Genomic DNA, 22298 nt, shown 5'->3' on the forward strand with positions numbered 1-22298 from the left:
ACGCAAGAAAATCTGCCTTGATAATCAAGCTTAAGCTAGTATCAGTATCATCGTTGCGATAATGATTCGTTTATAAAAGATTCGGCTAAAATACTGTAACTTGAAACGTAATCAATATTTTTCTTACTTAAACAGAATATATTAGAGGAACTTTGATAACAGACAATTTTTATTTGACAAGGTTATTACAGATCCTCAAAATAATTTTGAGTATTTGAGTATTTGAGTATTTGAGTATTTGAGTATTTGAGTATTTGAGTATTTGAGTATTTGAGTATTTGAGTATTTGAGTATTTGTTTAGCTATAACAGCTATCAACTGACGCGAGCACTTAGCTGTAGCTTGTATTTCAGAATAACTACGCCCAGATTTCAGAAGGCTAGCGATAATCTTACGCTTCTCGGTATCTTTCCTACGTCCTGAATATTTACTTTCTACCTTAGCACGAGAAACACCTTACATCTGACGGTTACGTCGATCTTCATAGTCCTTTCTAGCAATAGCAGCGAGCATATAAAGCATCATCGAATTGATGGCCTGTAATACGCTGCTCATAAATACAATGCTGCTATCAGATTGAGGAGTTATATAAGAGGTCGGTAGCTCTTCTGATACTACCGCCAGCTTCTTTTCTAATAGCATTCTTTTGAGAGTATCCCAATCAGCTTGGTTCAAACGTGCTAAGCGGTCAATCTGCTCAACCAAAATTATATCGCCTTCATGGGCATCATTTATCAGTTACATTAACTGTGGACGTATTAAAGTTGCGTCTGACTCGTTTTCAACATAGAAGGCGGCAATTTTGTGACCATGATCAGCAGCAAACTATATGAGCTCACTTTTGGCACGCTTGGCATCTTGATCTTTGATGGGCGCTCTATGCTCTGATAAACATAAACACCTAAAATAGTCTGTTATAAGTAGTTCCATTATTGCAGTCTATTATAAGTAGACTATTAATTGATTAAGAGACCTGTTTTGATAGTGCCCCTGGGGTATACCCTACGATAACAGGAAAGCCATCGCGGATGACAAAACCTGTTTAGCTTTTAAACAAAACGGGTTTGTCGATAGTATGTAAGATAAGTTCGAAAAGTAACTGGAGTGTGAGACTATTCATACTGGGTCTGAATTAAAGTTTTATTGTGATTAATTTCTGCTCAATGTTATTCATTTGTCGCCACGATGAGTGATGGCGGCTTGTGATTTAGTTAGGAAAAATAATCTTGAGTAATAAGATACGTTTGTGGCATTTATAGCAGAGCTTGTTCTAGGCTTCTTTACTTACATTTTCCTGCAAGTTCTTTTTTAGTAAATGATCGAATATAAATGGGCCAAAAGGTAAGAGTGAGCCGAGTACGCCCGCAGGTATTGCCCAAAGAGGCATTTTCATTTTGATAGCTGAGCCTATAAGTATTATGATATAGGTAATAAACAACATACCGTGTGCCATACCGATGTATTTCACACCTTCTGGAATGTCCATCATATATTTTAGTGGCATGGCGATGAAGAGCAATAATAAGAAAGAGGTGCCTTCTAGATAGCCTATAAGGGTAAGACTTTTTAACGCTGTCTCTTGTTTTTTTCTAAGGCTGTGAATTTTTTCAATAGTTGGCTGAGTCTGTGACACTGTATTTTCCTTTTGTTATTATCAATAAAGAATTTATGGATTATTCAATGTCTCTATAATAATGGCTCTACGCAGAGCTTTTAAGTATTGAGTTTTAAGACCTAAAATGAGTGAGTACCTATACCAGTCATACATTACCTTCCAGTTCACATTTTATAAACATACTCAAGTATAAAAAGTATTTTTCCGTATAGAGTGAATACGACGCTAGTTCATTTTGTTTGTGATAATCGGTATCAATGTGCTTATTTATTACGCTTACTTTCTAAAAATATCATGTCAATTATAATCAATGCGACACCGACACAGACACCTATATCTGCAACATTGAAAATAGGATAATTCCAGACATCAGCATAATGCACATGGATAAAGTCAACCACTTTACCAATTCTTAAACGATCGATTAAGTTGCCAATCGCACCACCAAGCATTAAGGCCAACCCCATAGATAATAGCTTGGCTGCACGTGGCGCTTTGATTAAATAAACCGTTAAAAAGATAGCCATTACAAAAGCTAAGCCTGAGAAAAACCATTTCTGCCAACCGCCAGCGTTGGCTAAAAAGCTAAATGCTGCCCCATAGTTATAAGCGAGTGTCCAGTTGAGAAATGGTTCAATGACCGGTACGGGGTCATTGAACGCTAATGTGGTTTGGGCCAACCACTTAGTCCATTGATCAAGTATTAATACCATTATCGCCAACAAATACCAGATAAAAGCGCGACTGCCATTGGCAACCATTTTTGGCATTTTGTCCAACTTATCTTTAGGTGTTATTGAGTTGCCTGAAGTCACGTACATAGCTTTAGGCGTATGATTTATGGTTTTAGAGTCAATCGATTGATGAGTACTACTCACAGCTATAGGTACCTTCTTGTCAGCAATATTAGTACTAGCCGATTCAACGCTATTCAATTTAGTACTATCTAATCTGTCGGTAGATTCAGTCATAGTTGTTTCCTTTATCTATGTTTATACAATGAACAATGTTAAACGTATATGTTTTTGGTATACGATTATTAATCGCGCCACTTTCATAAACGGCTCCACTTACCGCTCTGGTATTATGAAACTTACGGTAATAATTTTTGGGGCTGTCCTAGATAAGTAAAATTATTTAGGATAGCACTATGAGAAAGAGTAAACTAAGTTGGTATAAACAAAGCAGACTAATCGAGTTATTTGTTGCCGGTTCTACCGCGAGAACAGCAGCAAGCCTAATTGGTATTAATAAAACGACAGCCAGTTATTACTTTCATAGGCTAAGACTGCTTATTTACGAGAATAGTCAAGACCCTGGTCTATTTGAAGGCGAAATCGAAGTAGACGAATCATACTTTGGTGGAACTCGTAAAGGCAAGCGAGGGCGAGGTGCTGGTAGCAAAGTGCCCGTGTTTGGTCTATTAAAGCGTAATGGCAAGGTCTACGCTTGTATTATACCCAATGCTAAAGCAGATACTTTGATCCCCATCATAAGAGAAAAAGTGAAGCCTGATAGCATTGTTTATACTGACTCATTTAAAAGCTATAACGCATTAGATGTCAGTGAGTTTACTCATTATCGTATCAACCACTCCAAAACCTTTGTTAATGACAAGAATCACATTAATGGTATAGAGAACTTTTGGAACCAAGCTAAACGGCATCTACGTAAGTTTAACGGAGTTCCAAAAGAACATTTTCACCTCTATTTAAAGGAATGTGAGTGGCGTTTTAATCACAGTGACCCAAAGTCGCAATTACTACAATTAAAACAATGGGTTAAACAGGGTTTGAACTAGTTATCTAGGACAGCCCCTAATTTTTTATTAGGGAATCTGTTGATTGATTTCAACATTAACCTGAGTCTGTTCAACGCTAATCATTATAGGATTACCCGATAAGTCGCCTGATTCTGCTATGGCATTACCGCTATGACTAATACGAGCAACGACTGCTAACTGAGTTTTGTCACTACGAGCTGAATTTAACGTGCGATCTGGCATCATCGCATCAAGATTGCTTAAGCGGATACTAGCCTCACCTTGCTTGATAATACTAATGGGTAAACGTTTGGCGGCAAACGGTGGACCTCCTTTAACGTCACGTATCGCAACAAACAACACATCATCAGCTTTCACTAACGGTAATAAATTAGCGTTAATTTTCACTGTCACGTCAATACCTTCTAGCGCTTGCTTTTCTTGCGTGCTAACGTAGTTGCTTAACTCATCTAAGCTTGCTAAAGCTTTAGTATGATCACCTGGTTTGGCCACAATGCTGCCTTGTAAGCGTTTAATCCAACCTTGCGCTTGGGCAAAGTTACTACTACGAGTCTCACCCATTGCCATGAGCATTTGAGCCCGTTCATGCTGCGGATTCTTAGCTAATATAGCTTGTAATACACGGCGAATATTGGCGTCTAACTGACCTTCATTAACAAAAAAACTAGTCTGAGCATAAGTAGTAGCAATCTCCTCGTTATCAGGTGCTAAACGATAGGCACGCGATAAGGCTTCTAAAGCAGAGCCAGTCGCCTCCATCGATAAGAAAAGCTCAGATAGGCGCATCCAGCGATTAGGATCATCAGCGTTACGATGGACGTTGGTCTGCATAGCGCTAATCAACTGACGACCGTTTTCAGTCGCCCACTTTGGTGGCTTATCAATCTTAGCCGTCAATAGGTCATCAGCCACTTGTCCTACTTTGTCCTCGCTTGTCCACGAATCAAACACGGGCGTACGATTGCCTATTAGTAAGTACGCCATTGCAGCCAATATTGGGATCCAAGCTGCGACAATTAAACGGCTTTTGACATCAGGGGTGACCATAGGTGTTATCTGACGCTGCGCATCTAATAGCTGACGCTCCAGTTCCAGCTTTTGATTTTGATAATGGCTATTATTAATAGTACCGCTGTCTTTATCTGTTTGTAGCTCAGCTAAACGTTCGCGAAATACTGCAACATTAATATCTAGCAGTTGATTGTCTATTGGTTTGGACTGCAAACGCGGTGCTCGTAGCCATGGCATAATAGCAATTAGCGCAAATATAAGAGCAATCAGCAAGCTTAGAGCTACAAATAAGCCAAAAGTAGAAAATAGAGTCATTTTTTGTCCTCTATGCTAGTAATATCGTGGTCGACATTCTCAGCTTGCGATAATAGACGATCAAGCTCAGCCTTTTCCGCAGAGGTCAAGGCAGCAGTACTGTTCACTGTAACGCCGTTTTGGCCACGGGCGACAACTTGGCGGCGTTTACTTTGCCAAAACCAACCAACAATTAAGACGAGCAATAATAATGGTGGAAAAAACCATAGGATCCATGTCGATGGTCGCATAGGCGGCTTGTAGCTAATAAAGTCACCGTAGCGCTCTTGCATATAGGCGCGTATTTCAGCATCACTACGTCTATCTTTAATTAAATCATAGACTTTTTGCTTTAGATCCTGTGCAATCGGTGCATCAGAGGCTGCAAGGTTTTGATTTTGGCATTTTGGGCAGCGAAACTCTTCTATTAATCCACGATACTGAGCTTCTTGCTGTGGTGAATCAAAATCGTATACGTCAATAGCTGCGTTTGCCGTCATGTTAAGCAAACACGCTAGTATTAAGCTTGCTAGTTTTAAAATTATATTGAGTTTTATTTGAGGAGCTCTTATTCGAGTAACGTTCATTTGCACATCTCCTCAACCTGAATGAGATCAGGACTATCGTTGTTCTTATTAGCCTCATTAAGTACGGTCAGGCACGGCTTAACACGCTGTTGCCAATTGGCTTCATTAATCTCACCAACAATATGCTGACGAATGATGCCATCTCCATCCACAACAAAGGTTTCGGGCGCACCAGTTATGCCTAAGTCTAGAGCAAACTGACCCAATGAATCCTGAATAGACATAGAAAATGGATCACCGCCTCGGTTTAAGTAACTGAGCGCATTACCAATCTCATCCTTATAATTCACACCAACGATATCAACGCCGCGCTCTTCTAGTTGCATTAAAAACGGATGCTCAATAATGCAAGTTGGGCACCACGAGCCCCAAACATTAAGTAAAAACGGCTTATCTGGCAAATTATTATTGGTGATAGTACGGGTAGTATCTGCTAATAACGGCAGCTCAAAGGCAGGAACCGGACGCTCAAGAGCGGTATTGGTCACAATGTCTGTTGGTTTACCTAAGCGCATGTACAATATAACTACCAAACCAAAAAAGAGGATAAGCGGAATTAAGAACCATAGCTTCATCTGCTTTTTTTTCATTGCCTTTGGGTTACGCTGCTTACTGTTTTGGCTATCTTTTTGCTCAGGAGTGTTATTCGACATAGTCATTTACTTCTCCTTTAGTGTCGACATCGTCGATACTGAGATTGCCTGCTCAATAGCTACCTCATTGACTCCATAAGTAGCCAAACTACCAGTAACTAGCAACGGAGCTTTAATTTTTTTGATGCGGTATCGTTTATCAAGCATACTAATTAATCCACCTAGAGCCATGATAATTGCCCCTAACCAAATCCAGCGAATTAATGGTTTTACATAAATCCTTAATGCCCATTGGTTACTACCATCGGCAATAGGTTCGCCCAGTGCGACATAAACATCGCGCATAAGACTGGGGTCAATAGCAGCTTCAGTTGTTGGCATCGTGCTGATAATATAAGTACGCTTTTCTGGAGTCAGTTTCGCCACTTCACGACCGTCTTTGGATACCACCACTTGCGCTTGCGTTGCATCAAAGTTACTACCCTTTATTTCAAAAAATTCAGTTACTTCAAAATCGTAACCTTGAACATTGACTGTATCGCCAATACCCATTGCTACGTCACGCTCAATACTCAGGCTACTAGTAAAGGCTATGCCAATGACAGCAACCAATACGCCAATATGAGCAGTCTGTTGACCCCAATAGCTCAGACGCAACTGCCGCAAACCGTTAAAAAGATTAGGCGCATTCTTAGTTTTATCTTTAAAATCAACTGCCATCCATAGCAGTGCCCAAAAGCTAACGGCTAAAGTCACACCAATATTAAGCATAGACGATGGATTAACAAAGTAAGTAATAATGGCGGCTAATACTAAGCTACTAACGGCGATGACCATGCCTATACCCAGTAGTGGACGGGTGTCTTTTTTCCAGCGAATATTTGAGCCCATACCCATAGCTATTAATAACAGCCACGTTAAAGGTACAAATAATGCATTAAAATAAGGAGGGCCAACGGACACTTGTCCTAAACCAAAAGCATCAGCGATAATAGGGTAAAGGGTGCCGAGCAGCACCACTAAGGTTGCAATCAAAATGATGGCGTTGTTGATCACTAAAAAGGACTCACGTGAAATCAGCTGATATTGACTTTCAACGGTTAAACGCCAACCTCGAACGGCAAACATTAATAGACCACTACCGATGATAATGCCAAGAATAGCTAAGATAACCAAACCACGCGTCGGATCAGCGGCAAACGAATGCACTGAGGTAAGGACTCCAGAGCGTACCAGGAACGTGCCAAGCAAGCTTAAGGCAAAGGCGAAAATAGCCAGCATGATGGTCCATGCTTTAAACACCCCGCGCTTTTCAGTGACTGCTAATGAATGCAGCAATGCTAAGCCGACAAGCCAAGGCATAAACGAGGCATTCTCTACCGGATCCCAAAACCACCAACCGCCCCAGCCAAGCTCGTAGTAGGCCCACCACGAGCCCAGTGCAATACCAATGGTCAAAAATCCCCAAGCCGCGAGCGCCCATGGACGTGACCAGCGTGTCCAAGCAGCATCTAAACGCCCTTCCCACAATGCCGCCATACAAAATGCAAAAGGTACTACCATACCCACATAGCCCATATATAACATGGGCGGATGAATAATCAGACCGAAATCTTGTAGGACAGGATTTAAATCAGCGCCATCGACCGCTAGATTGGGTAAGGTACGCTCAAACGGTGACGAGGTAAATATCAGCATCGTTAGCATCATTAACTGTACACCGGCCAAAATAACTAATACCCGCGCACGCATTGATAACGGCAAGCCGCGACTAAAGTATGATACCAGTGCACACCATGTGGCCATGATGGTCATCCATAGCAGCAAAGAGCCCTCGTGTCCGCCCCATGTCGCCGATAACTTATAGTACCAAGGCAACAGCGTATTAGAATGCTGCGCGACGTAACTGAGGCTAAAATCATTATAATAAAAACCTGCTATCAAAGCGCCAAATGACGTTATCATGGCGGCAAACTGTGCCCAAGCTAGGCTAGGGGCTAGTCGTTGCCAAGCAACTTGGTTACGAATAACACCAATAGTTGGCAGAATTACCTGCAATAACGCCAGTACAAAAGCGGTAAGCAAGGCAAAATAGCCCAATTCTGTAATCAACATACGGTCTAACCTTATTTACTCTAATGCGGTTGCAGTTTACTGTGGCGGTGGAATTTTTATTATTAGAACCCACCCCGAAATCTGCTGCTATCTCTAGTTTTTAATTGATTTCGAAGGGTTTTATTTAACTACTTTAGGCGGATTTACCAGTGGAGGCGCGCCTTTAAAGCGCAGTAAACGTAACGCATTAAGAGTAACGATCACTGTTGCTCCAGCATCAGCTAGAACCGCAATCCATAGTCCAGTAATGCCGAATATGGTCGTGATCAGAAAGATGCCTTTGAGACCTAAAGCGAAAATGACGTTCTGATGAATGTTGCGCATGGTGGCACGTGAAAGTGCGATGAGATGAGCCATGTCCGTAACACGACTTTTTAATAATGCGATATCGGCCGTCTCAATGGCCACATCGGTACCACCACCCATCGCGATGCCAACATCGGCAGTTGCTAGCGCTGGCGCATCGTTAATACCATCACCAACCATCGCTATTTTGCGGTTGTTCTTCATCTCGTTAAGCAGGCGCAGTTTGTCCTCAGGCAACAGCTCAGCTTCCCATTCCACGTCTAAATTACTGGCAAGTGCTTGAGCGGTTAAGCGGTTGTCGCCTGTTAGCATGACGGAGCGCACACCCATCGCTTTGAGCTGAGCCACACCTTCATGAGCGTCGTCTCGTAATTCGTCTCTTAGCGCGATTAATCCAAGCACTTCACGGTTTTGCTCATCGAAAAGAACAGAGACGGTCTTACCCTCATTTTGCAGCGCCTCAATTTGCGCCTGTTGTGTGGATGAAATCAATGCCTCATCGGCTGCGTAAACAGGCGAACCGATAGCTAGCGCGCGCTCCGCGACAGTTGCGTGTACCGCTTTACCGGCAGTTGCAGAAGCATTGAAGGCCACAGGTATGAACACTTTAGCAGCTTCAGCATGACTAACAATGGCTTCAGCAAGCGGGTGACTAGAACCAGTCTCCACACTGGCAAAAAGTGCCAATATCTCATCTTGACCTTGAGAATTCTGACCTTGAATACTTGAGTCCTCTTGTGTAAAGGCAACAACATCGGTCACGCGTGGTTTGCCTTCAGTTAAAGTGCCTGTCTTGTCAAAAGCGACCGTCTTCACTTGGCCGATAGTTTCTAAAGCACTACCGCCTTTGATCAGCAAGCCACGGCGCGCACCAACAGCAAGACCAGAGGCGATGGCAGCGGGTGTTGATAGTACAAGAGCACAGGGACAGGCAATCAGCAACAGTGCTAGACCGCGATACAACCAAGTCGACCAATCTCCACCCATGGCTAACGGTGGAATGATAATAATTAGTGCGGCAATAGCCATCACTGCGGGTGTGTAATAGCGACTGAATTTCTCAATAAAACGGGCAGTGGGTGCTTTGGAGGCTTGGGCTTGCTCTACCAGCTCAATAATGCGCGAAATGGTGTTATCGGCGGCTGTCTTTTCTACGCGCACTTGGAGCACACCATCGATGTTAATTGACCCTGCAAATACATTGTCACCCATCGTCTTGGCAACAGGAACAGACTCTCCCGTCACGGGCGAATCATCAAGGCTGGACGCACCTTGAACAATGGAACCATCAGCAGATACCCTATCTCCAGGACGCACCAGCACAAGGTCATTCACTTGTAATGAAGTCGCTGGAACGTTACGCTGCCCACCTTGAGCATCAAGTAAAATTGCACTTTTCGGAACCAGCGATGATAAGGCTCTGATGCCAGCGCGAGCGCGATCAGCAGCGATACTCTCAAACAGTTCACCGATTGAGAACAAAAAGACAACCGCTGCGGCCTCTTCAGCTTCACCAATGATAAGTGCGCCAAGCACGGCGACGGACATCAGCGTTTCAATTGAAAAGAATGAACCTGTTTTAGCCAGTGCTAAGGCTTTGCGCGCAAATGGAAAAACGCCTACAATCACAGCGATGGCAAACACCCATATCCCATAAGCGGGCAACAGTAGTGACAGTGCATAACCGCTGCCCATCAAAATACCGAGGCCAACAACCTGTTTGCCTTTTTGAGTTTGCCACCATTGCTTATCCTGCGGAGCCATCTGATTGTCGCTGTCAATATCAATAGCCGATACAGTTTGTTGACCAGTATTGGCAGAGATGCCGAACCCTAGGCTTTTGATTGTTTTTTCGATATCACTAGCCTGAGTCGGCGCACCAGGGGCTAAATTTAGCTCTAGCGTTTCTGTAGCGAAATTCAGCTGAACATCAGAAACCCCAGGCATACGTTTCAAAGCTGTTTCAATCTTGCCGATGCAACTGGCACAGTCCATACCTTCAATATGATATTTCATAATAATTTACCCTTTGAATAATGATATTATGAACCCTATAGTGGCTTTAGAGTCAAGGTTATTTATCTACAGTTTCGTAATTTTAATTTCTCTAGCGCTAGTCTTTACAGCCACTTTAATTATTTAAATCATAGAGGTTGTTATGACAATCAAAATTGGTGAGCTCGCTAAACGCACAGGTGCCACAGTAGAAACCATTCGCTATTATGAAAAAGAGCGTTTATTACCCGAGCCTTTTCGTAGCGAAGGGAATTATCGTTTATATAATGAAGAGCACATTGAGCGTCTACAATTTATCCTACATTGCCGTACGCTCGATATGGCTTTAGATGATGTGCGAATCTTACTTGAATACTGGGAGTCGCCTGACAAGGACTGCGGCGATGTGAATAACTTGCTAGATGAGCACATTCATGCTGTGGAAATACGAATGGAAGAACTGATGCACTTAAAGCATCACTTGACCGTTTTGCGCCAGAAATGTGCAAGTAGTGCACCAGCGTCATCATGTGGCATTTTAAACGCGCTTGTCGATAACTCCTGTCATGAGTAATGATATCAGTAGTGTTCATTTCTGACGGATCAAATCATGAAAGGTTAAATACGCCCTGATGTTAAGCACAAAAAAACCCAGCAATGATATTAAGATCACTAGGGCGTGTTGAACATTGGGTATAAATTAATGGCAAAAAAAATAGCGAACGGTTAATCTTTAAGTTCTCACACAAAAAAGATATCGATCGCTATGCCTCGCACTATGCTCAAAGATGAACACTGGACAAGACTGAAACCTATATTACTAGAACTTAATATCTATGACAAAGGAAATCTTAGACAAACGGTTGAAGGCGTGCTTTATCGCATGCGTGTTGGCTGTCCTTGGTGCGACTTACCCGAGTGTTTTGGCAAGCCCAATACCATCTATAAAGCTTACCAGCGCTGGTTTCGTAGTAATAAGCTGATTACGCTGTTTGCTTTATTAATCAAAGACGCAGACCTTGAGTGGGTCTTCATTGATGGTACTCATATTAAAGCGCATCAGCACAGCAGTGGTGGCAATGAGAACCTACAATCCATTAGTAAAAGTGTGGCAGGACGCGCGACCAAGATTCACTTGGCAGTAGATGCGCATGGCAATCCGATTACCTTTATCTTGTCAGATGGCACGACCCACGATGTTAAAGTCGCACCTGACTTAGTAGACAAAGTTAATTTGAGCAACACAGAGGTTTTATGTGCCTATAAAGGCTATGATTCTGATGCACTACGAGCGCATATTGAACAAGCAGGGACACGGGATAACATCCCTCGAAAACGAAATACTCAGTCTTCTAACGACCATATGGACTGGGACTTATATAAAGCGAGGCATCTAGTAGAAAATGCTTTCGCCAAACTAAAACAGTATAGGGCGGTTGCCACCAGGTTTGATAAGCTCAAGCAAAGTTATGAAAATACGGTCGCTCTTGCTTGTGCTTATATCTGGCTCAAATTATGAATGTTCAACACGCCCTAGTCAGTTCAAAATAACATGGTGATAAATTGAAGAGTGCTACTGGAATGAATGTTGCGCAGCCTCTGTAATAACAGCATGCAAGGAAAATTTATACCAGTAGCACGATGTCATTTTTGCAGTGAATCGACTATAGCTTACTGGCTGCATTTTTACCTCGTCGTTACAGCTTCTAATACTCGACTATGTTAGATTTATCATTAATCCTTGAAGTTATTTACCATAAGTCTTAATAAATTTGAGTAACGTTATGAGTCAAGAAGATGCCAGTCATAAGCAAAATAAGCATTTGCCTCCAAGTGAGCCTATTGATGTCTATAAAAACAACGATAGTAACTATACTGCTGGCAATCAAGACGCTCATGATCATGACACTCACCTAGAGCAAAACACCGCACCAAGAGATACCAAAGGCTATCAGCGTACGTTACTGATTAGCTTTGTGATCATCACAGGCTATATGTTTATCGAGGCGATTGGTGGCTTACTGACAGGCAGCTTGGCGTTACTCTCTGATGCAGGACACATGCTCAGCGACGCCATCGCCCTTGGTGCGACGTTGATGGCATTTAAAATCGGCGAAAAAGCCGCCACCCATCAAAAGACCTTTGGCTATAAACGCTTTGAGATTATCGTGGCCACCGTCAATGGTGCGACGCTAGTAATTATCGCCTTGATGATTTTTTATGAAGCGATCAAACGCCTTAACTCACCGCCTGAGATTGCTACCCAAGGTATGCTAATCGTCGCCACCATCGGTATGCTGGTTAATATCTTGGTCGCTTGGCTGATGCATCGTGGTAGTAGCGGCAGCGATGGACACACCCACAGCCATGGAGCAAATGCAGACAAAGTAAATAAAGAAAAAGCAAATAAAAGCAATGATTCCAAAGAGCCTGTCAACCTCAATATGCAAAGCGCTTACTTGCATGTATTAAGTGATTTGATGGGCTCTGTCGCCGCGATCATCGCCGCTTTACTGATGATGGGGTTTGGCTGGGTTTGGGCCGATGCCGCAGCGTCGGTGATCGTCGCGGTACTTATCTTAGTAAGTGGTTACCGCGTTGTACGTGATTCGGTACATGTCTTGATGGAGGGCACGCCAGAAGGCATATCGCTGGTAGATGTGGAAGACAAGCTGCTTGCCCATCCACAAGTAAAACAAGTCCACGACCTGCATATTTGGAGCATCACCAGCGGGCTAAATGCGCTATCTTGCCATGTGATGGTCGATGGGGATATGAGAATCTCGGATGCCAGCGTATTGATTGCCAATCTTGAGCAAGGGTTGCTTGCGCTTGGTATTCATCACGCCACCATTCAGGTTGAAAGCTTGTCACACCCGCAGACCAGCGCCCATAGCGATGCATTGGTCTGCGACATATCAGAGCAGCAAAGCTCTGCGAATAACCATATCGGGCACAGTCACTAGTCACTAGGGCGTGTTGAACCTTCAACCATGGCACTGACAGAGACTATTTGTGAATGTTCAACACGCCCTACTGGGTTGGAGGAAATAACAACTATGTTGTGCTGACTTAGAAAGTCTTATTTATCATTCATAGCAAGGTAGATATTACGATCTGATGCGGATGCGTCATCCACGTATTTTGAATCGCGCCATGTCGTATAAGCATAGACACCACTGTATGGGCTGATGCTGTTCTGACGGAAGTCAGAAATCCAATTTGTACCATCGAAAATTTGAATATGGCCATGTGGACGCTTTGATGAGCGATCATAGACAATAACATCACCTACTTGGGTTGGCATATCATTGCTGATTTTGCTGAAACCTGCTTTCTCAAGTGTGCCACGAGTAGCGTACTGATAGGCTGAAGGATTTGGAGTGAACTCATAACCAGCTGATTGTAGTGCTTTACGTACGTAACGGGCACAATATCCAGAGCTGCCAGATAAAGCCACTTTTGAGGCGCGAGCAGCAGCGATAGCGGGGGCTGAATTGCTGTCAGGAACCTTATTGACTTGCTGCTGTTGTTTTTCAGCGTATAAGCGGCTGTTTAATGATGAAAGCTGATTCTCTTTTTGCTTGGCCTGCGCACTTAGGTTGCTAATTGCTTGACTAATTTCATCATTATTAGAAACATAAGCACCACTTTTGGTGCTATAGATGTTTTTTGATGAACCGTAGTTTGATGCCACAGAAGTATTGGTGATGGTATTATTTGTTTGAGAGATTGTGATAGCAGCACCACTCGTTTGTGCTATGCCCATACCCAGTACTGACAAAATCAATAAAGCCTGTTTCATAAATCTAATACCTACGGTTAATTCAAAATGGTCTGTTATCAACAACAGCGCAGTCAATTAAATTTCAACAACTCAAGTATATATACGTCATAGTGACTGATACTTCTGCTGCATATTATTCATATAAAAAATTATTATTGGCGATCACAGCATCATTGAAGTCTTACGAAGCTGTTGCAAATCAAGCTGCTGGCCAAAACACAAAGCCGACTTTAGCATAGGCTGTTTAGCCTGTCATCACCCTTAAAAACCCCAAAAATACTTTTTTGATGTTGAAAAAATTGCTAATATTCCACATTTTACAATGTAAGCTTATGTAACATATACAGAATATAGCTGACTAAATTGACAACAATTTCTACTGTTTTATAAGCAAAAAAACGTCTGAGGGTTAAATCTAAATTACAGATTTAATCCTCAGACGTTTTTTTATTGGATGAAGTAATTACCCTATATAGGGTCTAACTAATTATTAAGATAATATAATAATTTATAATATTAATATAGATGTTAATTCCCTACTGGCTTATGTAATATTACGTAATTGTTTCGATACATCCTGTATATTCTTGTATTAACCCTTAATTATTTATCTATTTTAAGGGTTAATAACCGATAAATCCGCTTACATTGTCATCAAAAGTTACAAATTCAAAGTTATTTTTGCTTTTAAAGTCGCAATAGCTAATGATTTTTTTGATGAAGAATCATTTTATAAGCAATAGAACAGTCTTATACCTGCCTCATTTACTTTTAACGCTAACACTATAATCAAAGTATTCTTAACTGCTAACACACTATAATTGCTGCTCTACCGATTCAATATCAGCATAAACTTGGGTCGTCCCGTCTTTATTGAGCTGCATAACCTGATAGGGCATGAATTTATTTTGATACTCCATACCTGGGCTACCAACAGGCATGCCAGGTACGGCAAGACCCATAGCTTGTACTGGCGGATTTTCTAAGAACTGCGCCATATACTTAGCAGGTACATGACCTTCAAAGACGTAATCATCAGTAGTGACTACAGTATGGCAAGAACGCATCTCAGTTGGAACGCTGTAGCGCTCTTTAAATACGGCTAAGTCCGCAACATCTTGCGCGGTTGCACTTAGACCATTATCTTCTGCATGACTTATCCATTCTTTACAGCAGCCGCAATTGGCATCTTTATAGACCGTAGCTGAGACGTTTTTTAGTAGGTCTGGTTTACTTACTGACCTTGTCATCATGTGAGCACTTTTAGCGTTTGGTTCATCTTCCTTTAAAGTGATAGCTGTTGCATTTTCGGTTGTTACTGATGTTGTGTTTGCATCAGATACGCCACTACTCGGTTGGCTACAAGCAAATAGTGATGAGGCGGCAAGTAACACCAGCGTACCACGCAACCCCTTAGACAGATGACGATTGAATATAAGACTGGATTTTATTTTTAAGGGGGTCATAGTGCTCTCTCATGTACTGTAAATATTGTGAGCTATAGAAGGTCAAGTAACACTTCATATCGTTTGGTAATGTAGCATAATAACCCATCAAACGGGGTACGTAAATTTATACATTGAGCAGTGCGGACTGGTATCATAAGCAGTTTTTATTTTGAAATGCTGCCTGTAGTATTAACGGGTCTATCTGAGTTTTGGATTTTGATTAAAAATTCAAGGCTCATAATTTTGGATAATTTGCGATGCACCTGTCTACTATTAGTCTACAAAAGCGTTTGAGTACTCACTTAAATCAATTACCGCTATGGCTTACGCTAGTAGCAGCATGGCTTGCAGGGGCTATTTTTTTATTTGCATTATCGCCTTATGGGTTCTGGCCGCTAGCAATAGTGTCACCAGCGATTTTATATGCGCTGTTGGTGCCAAATATGAGTGGTCGTCGCGCTTTTATTATCGGTGAAGCTTACGGTATGGGGCTATGGTGCGTCGGCGGCTTTTGGCTCTATACAGCTATCCATGATTATAGCGATACTCCAACGTGGCTCGCATTGATTATGATTGGATTGATGGGTCTCGGTATGGGACTGTTTCATGGATTTTTAGCACTAGCCTTTAACCGTATGGTAGGCAAACAACCCTTTTCATTTGCTGCTCTTTGGGTGCTACAAGAATGGTTAAAAACTTGGTTATTCACAGGCTTTCCGTGGCTGTTTGTTGGTTATGCGTTTACTGAAGAGTATTGGTTATCGTCCTTAGCACCCGTTGCTGGTGTTTTTGCCGTCTCTTTTGTTGCCATACTATTGGCTGCAAGTTTAGTAGAGCTACTGCTTCGGCGCAGTAGTTATGCCGTCGTTTCTGTACTGTTATTAGCCATTAGCACATCATTATGGCTGGTCAATCCGCAATGGACAAAACCTAAGGGCACACCTGATCTGTCAGTGTCATTGATTCAAGGTAATATTTCACAAGATATAAAGTGGCTGACTCAATATCAAGTAGAAACGCTAAAGATTTATGCGAAGTTAACGCGCACTGAGTGGGGACGTGATGTTGTGGTGTGGCCTGAATCATCTATTCCGATGTTTCAGGATGAGGCTGCGGGCTTTATTAGTGAAATGATAGAAATGGCTAATGCGACCAATACGACATGGATAACTGGTATCCCTTATAAGGATAAAGTGGCATTCAATGCCAATACGGATAAGTATCCCCCATTTTACAATAGCGTGATTGCTCGAGGTGTAGAAGCGGAAGGCCTATACAAGAAGCAGCGTCTGGTGCCTTTTGGAGAGTATATTCCATTTGAAGGCGTGCTCGATATTTTCCCAAGTTTGGCCGGTAGTCAGGATATTAAGAGCTATAGTCGTGGTAGTGATCAGCAGTCACCGCTACAGGTGCGTGGACACAATATAGGGACGGCTATCTGTTATGAGGTAGCTTATCCAGATACCACGCGTAAAAATGCAATCGATACTGACTTTTTGTTGACCGTCTCTAACGATGCCTGGTTTGGCACTTCAGCAGGACCATTGCAACATTTGCAAATGGTACAAATGCGCGCTCTTGAGAACGGGCGCTGGTTTATTCGAGCGACCAATACTGGTGTTACCGCTATCATTAACCATAAAGGTCGTATTGTAAAACGCGCACCGCAGTTTGAGCGTACTGTACTACGTGGTGAGATACAGGCACGGGTTGGTAACACTCCCTTTATGCTTATGGGAAATTATCCTATCTTGATAATAATAACCCTGTTATTACTACTAAGCTATTTTGGCCAAGGTCTAACCACACTTAGAAGACGAGGGTAATAGTAAACTTAATCATAATAATTTAATCAGCGTAAGTTTTTTATTTTTTCTAGGTAACGTCCTAACGCACGTAAATATAAAAGTTTTAAACTATTGACCCCTGCCGTCAAATCCGTATACATAAACTTGGGAGATTTTAATTACGCAGCCTGACGATAATAATCAAACCACACCTGTCTTGGCGATTGATAGCCCAAACCCTTTTGAATCCTCGTCTGATTGTAGTACAGCTCGATATAACTGATAATATCATTGATGGCTGTGAACCTTGTTTTATAGTCTTGATGATATACCAGCTCATTCTTTAATGTGCCCCAGAAGCTTTCTATCGGAGCGTTATCGAAACAGTTGCCTTTGCCGCTCATTGAGCCTATAAATTGATGCTGCTTAATGGTCTTGTGGTAGGCGTGACTGCAATACTGACTGCCTCTGTCTGAATGAACGATTAGCCCTTTGCTTGGACGTTTATTCTTGATGGCCATATTTAGTGCTTTGCAAACTAAATCTGCGGTCATACGCTTGTTAATAGCGTAACCGACAAGCTCTTTGGTGTATAAGTCTTTGACCCCTGCTAAGTACAGCCAACCCTCATTCGTCCAGATATAGGTGATGTCGCTGACCCACGACTCGTTAGGGCGCTTAGCATCAAACTTCTGATCCAGTACGTTTGGATAGACCAGCTTGTTGTGATTGGAGTCGGTGGTGACTTTAAAGCGCTTATGACGACGACATTTAATGCCGTGTTGCTCTTTGATGCTTCTTACCATATACAGGCTAATGTTATGGCCTTGCTCGCTTAGATGAGCATGCAGTCGATCTGCGCCATAACGTTCTTTCGTTTCATTGTGAGCCGCTTTAACCAGTAATTCAGACTGGTTGCGATGTATCTGTTGGTCGCTGAGATCACGACTTAGCCAGTCGTAATAGCTTGATGGCTTAACCCTTAACACACGGCACATAGTGGTGATGCGAAAGAGGAACTGGTTGTCTTTGATAAAGGCGTACCTGACTAGCTGTTTCTCGCGAAGTACGCCGTCGCCAACTCGAGCATAGCTCTCCCCTTGCGTCGGGGCGAAGCAGTGCTTCGCTTTATCCCTCCTCATTTAGTATTTCGCGTTCCTCTTCGGCAACTTTGAGCTGCCGCTTGAGCTGCTTTATTTCTTGAAGAGCACTCATAAGATCAGGATCGTATTGCTTTGTGCCGACAAGCTTGCCTTGATTGGCTTTGTTATGCCAATTTGATAGCGTTTGCATGGCAATGCCAAGCTGCTTTGCAGTCGCTGAAATATTGCCATTATTGTCTGATATCTTCTTGACGGCCTCGGCTTTAAATTCGTCACTGTAGGTTCTTACTTTCTTGGTCATGGTAAACTCCTGTCAATACGCTTAGTTTACCAAGTTTATCTCTACGGTTTCTTCAGCATAGCTCACCATGATTTTGTATCCCTTAATAGTATATTGTAGTATGTTGTATATAATATAACCCCAGTTCGGGATAAGGGCTCAAAAAAAGATAAAAAAAGAAGTCCGAAGTTGCTAAAGTAAGTTTACCAAGACCACTTAAGCAAAAAGGACTTCTTACATGGACAACCTAACCGAACTATACTGCCATATTGACGACTTTTATCAGCAATTCAAACCTGAGTTTGACGCTCATTTAATCGCAACGGGACACCAAAGGTTAAGAGCATGCCAGATAAGTGTAGCAGAGATTATGACCATCTTGATACTGTTTCATCAACTGCGGTATCGACAGTTTAAGGCGTTTTACTACCATCACATGCTTGGCATGATGAAACGGGAGTTTCCAAATCTGCCGAGCTACTCGCGATTTATAGAGCTTGTGCCGCGCAGTATCATACCACTGTGCAGCTACTTGCAAAGCATGATGGGCGACTGTACGGGTATCAGCTATATTGATTCAACCAAGATAGCAGTTTGTCATAACAAACGTATCTACCGTCATAAAGTCTTTGAAGGACTTGCAACCCGAGGCAAAAGCAGCATGGGCTGGTTCTATGGCTTTAAGCTGCACGCCATTATCAATCATAAGGGCGAGCTTGTATCTGTTAAAGTCACTGCGGGTAATACGGATGACAGAGTGCCTGTTAAGGATATGGCAACGCCTGTGTTTGGCAAGGTGTTTGGTGATAGAGGCTACATCAGTAAAGCACTAAACGCGTGGCTCACAAAACACAGTGATACTAGGCTGATAACGAAACTTCGGCGTAATATGAAACCCCAATTACTTGAGCCTATGGATGAGGCACTACTCAATCATCGCTCTTTGGTTGAAACGGTGTTTGGGGAGCTGAAAAACTTGTGTCAGATTGAGCATTCACGCCATCGTAGTGTCACGGGTTTTATTACAAACTTGCTGTCAGGTTTGATTGCTTATTGCTGGTTTCCCTATAAACCCACCATCAAAAATATGCCTCAGCAGGGACAGGTAGCCACATTGTAAATAGTATCAATGAGTTACAATGTGGCTTATCCCGAACTGGGGTTGTAAATAGACAAGTCCATACAGACAGTGAATTGGTCAATTCGAATATTGGAAATAATAGGTAGCCCTTCATGTCCCTTAAGAGCGCAGAAAAGTCTCCGTCATTAACGCAAAATAAATCGTCGAAAAAATCTTATCTGTTGGCGTTCGCTTTCAGCGCGGGTTCATTATTGACAGGGCTAGCAGCGACTGGGCTGACGGCCGTGCCAGTGGCATCGCAAGCGGCAGGATTGGGCGATTTATTTAGCAGTGATAAAAGCGCGACCCAACCGAAATTTTTGCCTGTTGATGAAGCGTTTCAAGTTAGCAGTAGCAGCAAACCGACCAATAATGGCACGCGCTTAGCCATTAACTTTGACATTACGCCTGAGCACTATGTTTATAAAGACCAAATTAAGCTAACGTTGCCTGCTGGCGTGAGCGCTGCACCTTTTACCTTTAGCCAAAAGCCAATTTCAATCGATGATCCAACTTTTGGGCGCGTACCGGTATTTGATCAAACCAATATGGTTGCCACTACCATTTTGACCAATAGTAATGGCAAGAGCTTGGATAATGCTGCTGTGACGATTGGTTGGCAGGGCTGCGCCAAAGCAGGACTATGCTATCCACCTGAAAAAATCAACACCACGGTGAATATTGCTGCCGTAACGCCAAATTCTGCCGCAAATAGCGCCAGTACTTCCGCTACAAATTCTGCAACGAATGATAGCGTTGCAGACAGTGCTCAGTTATCTACAAGTGCAACTGAGGCTAATAATGCTGCTGTAGAGCAAAACCCGTCAGATGATGAAGTGATTGATTATGCCTTGCTAGATGATGAGGCTTTAGAGGCAGAGCTTGGTGCTAGCAATACCATTTCTGGTGCAGATGAACAGGTGGTAGGTGGCAACGTCACAAGTGAGCCTACAAATAATGGCGCTGCAATAAATAATGCTGCTGCAACAGACAAAAATACAGTAACTGGCAATAATGCGGTCGATAGCGATCCTTTTGGTTTGGCTTCTCATCCGTGGTTGGCATTAGTATTATTATTTTTGGCAGGGTTGGTCTTGGCATTGACGCCATGCGTGTTACCGATGCTACCGATTGTTGCCAATATCGTCGCGCGTGAAGACAATCCAACGGTAAAACGCGGTGTTATTTTAACGACCAGCTACGCTATTGGTGTTGCCATCGCTTATGGTATTTTAGGCGCGGTCATTGCGGTATTTGGCGAATCGTTAGGCATTATCGGTTGGCTACAAAATCCGATTATTTTAATTGGGTTTGCCATCGTTTTTGTCTTATTAGCCCTTTATATGTTGGGCGTATTTAGCATTCGTCTGCCGAGATTCATTAGTAGTAAAATGCAGGGTCTAAGCCAAGCAGGCGATAGCAAACTTGGTAGTACGGGCGGCAGTTTGATTGCTGGATTCTTATCGGCGCTCGTGGTATCGCCATGCGTTTCGGCACCCTTATTTGGGGCGCTGCTTGCTGTATCAACGATTGGAAGTCCATTACTTGGCTTTGCGGCTTTATTTATGCTCGGTTTTGGTTTATCGGCGCCGCTTATCTTAATTGGCGCGACCCAAGGTAAAATCATGCCAAAAGCAGGCGAGTGGATGAATTGGGTCAAGCAGGGCTTTGCTTTGTTGCTTTTTGCCGTGGCATTGTTATTAATTGAACGCGTCTTTATCTCGCCTGTGATGCTGATGGTTTGGGCGCTGTGGTTTATGGTCGTGGCGATGTGGGCGTGGAGCTGGCTAGGCAAAGGTCGGATGCTGACCCAAGCGCTAGGCTTAATCGCTGGTATTTGGGCGACGTGTTTAATCGTCGGCGCCGCATTGGGCAATGACGACAGCTTGCATCCGCTTGCGTCATTAAGCGCCGCGCCGGTGATGCAGGCGACTGCTGGTCAACCAGCCATGAGTAATGCAACCGATAAGACGGTCACGACGCTCGCTGAGTTAGATGCCATTGTCGCCGCCAATCCTAAAGTTCTGGTCGATATCACCGCCGAATGGTGTATTGAATGCCGGATTATGGATAAAAACTTATTTCATAATCGTCCTGCGCAAATGCAAGATTGGCAATTGGTCAGACTTGATATCACGGAGACAACAGCGGATTCAAAAGCAATCTTAGCGCGTTATAAATTGTTTGGTCCGCCAGCATTGCTGTATTATCAAGACGGTCAATTGGTCAATCAACAAGTGGGTGAAATCGGGCGCGCAGCGTTTGAGCAAACCTTAACCGCGCTAAATTAATCGTTTAAATGTAGATAAATTCCACATCATTTCTACCCATTAAAAAGCCAACGTCCTTTGATAATAGGACGTTGGCTTTTTCAATCTTACTAAATAGCCTTTTTAACATAGACGCTAAATCCTTGGTTTAGCATTATTTATTACTACTTACTTTGCTACTTACCTTATTATTTACATCAGTAT

16 protein-coding genes and 2 pseudogenes are annotated in these 22298 nt (G+C 42.8%); 7 read left to right on the forward strand and 11 right to left on the reverse strand.

Annotation, left to right across the window (positions count from 1 at the left end):
- Positions 1–297: 297 nt before the first annotated feature.
- The 3 genes and pseudogenes from RAH45_RS09615 to lspA form a co-directional block, all read right to left on the reverse strand.
- Positions 298–930: pseudogene (locus RAH45_RS09615) on the reverse strand (recombinase family protein); the annotation flags it as partial.
- A gap of 340 nt (positions 931–1270) precedes the next feature.
- Positions 1271–1603, reverse strand: coding sequence for a DUF3817 domain-containing protein (locus tag RAH45_RS09620; protein WP_131603940.1), 333 nt, complete (start codon positions 1601–1603; stop codon positions 1271–1273).
- A gap of 275 nt (positions 1604–1878) precedes the next feature.
- A complete protein-coding gene (lspA, locus tag RAH45_RS09625; protein ID WP_007394842.1) occupies positions 1879–2586 on the reverse strand; it encodes a signal peptidase II in 708 nt (235 codons plus the stop codon).
- Positions 2587–2765: 179 nt separating this feature from the next.
- Between lspA and RAH45_RS09630 the strand changes: the two genes are divergently transcribed.
- A complete protein-coding gene (locus RAH45_RS09630) occupies positions 2766–3416 on the forward strand; it encodes an IS1595-like element ISPssp3 family transposase (RefSeq protein ID WP_007394843.1) in 651 nt (216 codons plus the stop codon).
- 27 nt (positions 3417–3443) lie between these two features.
- Here the strand turns inward: RAH45_RS09630 and ccmI are convergent, their stop codons facing one another.
- From ccmI to RAH45_RS09655, 5 genes are all read right to left on the reverse strand, one after another.
- Positions 3444–4724 (reverse strand): c-type cytochrome biogenesis protein CcmI, encoded by a 1281-nt coding sequence (gene ccmI / locus RAH45_RS09635; protein WP_062844957.1) that lies wholly within the window; start codon positions 4722–4724, stop codon positions 3444–3446.
- Positions 4721–5203, reverse strand: coding sequence for a cytochrome c-type biogenesis protein (locus tag RAH45_RS09640; RefSeq protein ID WP_371532842.1), 483 nt, complete (start codon positions 5201–5203; stop codon positions 4721–4723). Before RAH45_RS09640 ends, ccmI begins: the two co-directional genes overlap by 4 nt.
- A gap of 83 nt (positions 5204–5286) precedes the next feature.
- Positions 5287–5949, reverse strand: a complete 663-nt coding sequence (locus tag RAH45_RS09645) for a DsbE family thiol:disulfide interchange protein (protein ID WP_084387320.1) — start codon at positions 5947–5949, stop codon at positions 5287–5289.
- Positions 5950–7998, reverse strand: a complete 2049-nt coding sequence (locus RAH45_RS09650) for a heme lyase CcmF/NrfE family subunit (RefSeq protein WP_062844959.1) — start codon at positions 7996–7998, stop codon at positions 5950–5952.
- A gap of 120 nt (positions 7999–8118) precedes the next feature.
- On the reverse strand, positions 8119–10320 hold the full coding sequence (locus tag RAH45_RS09655) for a heavy metal translocating P-type ATPase (protein WP_306495219.1): 2202 nt from the start codon (positions 10318–10320) through the stop codon (positions 8119–8121).
- Between the two features lie 142 nt (positions 10321–10462).
- Here RAH45_RS09655 and cadR point away from each other — a divergent pair, with 142 nt between their 5' ends.
- The 3 genes from cadR to RAH45_RS09670 all read left to right on the forward strand — a co-directional run bounded on the left by cadR (position 10463) and on the right by RAH45_RS09670 (position 13265).
- The gene (gene cadR, locus RAH45_RS09660; RefSeq protein WP_007394845.1) at positions 10463–10873 is read left to right on the forward strand and encodes a Cd(II)/Pb(II)-responsive transcriptional regulator; all 411 of its coding nucleotides are present in this window, start codon (positions 10463–10465) and stop codon (positions 10871–10873) included.
- Between the two features lie 192 nt (positions 10874–11065).
- On the forward strand, positions 11066–11818 hold the full coding sequence (locus RAH45_RS09665) for an IS5 family transposase (RefSeq protein WP_306495220.1): 753 nt from the start codon (positions 11066–11068) through the stop codon (positions 11816–11818).
- Between the two features lie 265 nt (positions 11819–12083).
- The gene (locus RAH45_RS09670) at positions 12084–13265 is read left to right on the forward strand and encodes a cation diffusion facilitator family transporter (protein ID WP_077448184.1); all 1182 of its coding nucleotides are present in this window, start codon (positions 12084–12086) and stop codon (positions 13263–13265) included.
- Between the two features lie 116 nt (positions 13266–13381).
- Here the strand turns inward: RAH45_RS09670 and RAH45_RS09675 are convergent, their stop codons facing one another.
- Complete coding sequence (locus RAH45_RS09675; protein WP_068405068.1) at positions 13382–14104, reverse strand: CHAP domain-containing protein; 723 nt, start codon at positions 14102–14104, stop codon at positions 13382–13384.
- A 797-nt stretch (positions 14105–14901) separates the two neighbouring features.
- Positions 14902–15552 carry a DUF411 domain-containing protein gene (locus RAH45_RS09680; RefSeq protein WP_011513677.1) on the reverse strand — a complete coding sequence of 217 codons (651 nt, stop codon included), beginning with the start codon at positions 15550–15552 and terminating at the stop codon, positions 14902–14904.
- Positions 15553–15791: 239 nt separating this feature from the next.
- On the opposite strand from RAH45_RS09680, the gene lnt reads away from it, so the two are divergent.
- Positions 15792–17360 carry an apolipoprotein N-acyltransferase gene (lnt, locus tag RAH45_RS09685; protein ID WP_181718485.1) on the forward strand — a complete coding sequence of 523 codons (1569 nt, stop codon included), beginning with the start codon at positions 15792–15794 and terminating at the stop codon, positions 17358–17360.
- A 140-nt stretch (positions 17361–17500) separates the two neighbouring features.
- Here the strand turns inward: lnt and RAH45_RS09690 are convergent.
- Positions 17501–18725: pseudogene (locus RAH45_RS09690) on the reverse strand (IS3 family transposase).
- Positions 18726–18942: 217 nt separating this feature from the next.
- Between RAH45_RS09690 and RAH45_RS09695 the strand changes: the two are divergent.
- Both RAH45_RS09695 and RAH45_RS09700 read left to right on the forward strand, forming a co-directional pair.
- Complete coding sequence (locus RAH45_RS09695; RefSeq protein WP_306495221.1) at positions 18943–19824, forward strand: IS982-like element IS1599 family transposase; 882 nt, start codon at positions 18943–18945, stop codon at positions 19822–19824.
- Positions 19825–19937: 113 nt separating this feature from the next.
- On the forward strand, positions 19938–22115 hold the full coding sequence (locus RAH45_RS09700; RefSeq protein WP_306495222.1) for a cytochrome c biogenesis protein CcdA: 2178 nt from the start codon (positions 19938–19940) through the stop codon (positions 22113–22115).
- Positions 22116–22298 lie beyond the last annotated feature (183 nt).

The organism is Psychrobacter sp. van23A (assembly GCF_030845275.1).
GTDB classification, from domain to species: domain Bacteria; phylum Pseudomonadota; class Gammaproteobacteria; order Pseudomonadales; family Moraxellaceae; genus Psychrobacter; species Psychrobacter faecalis.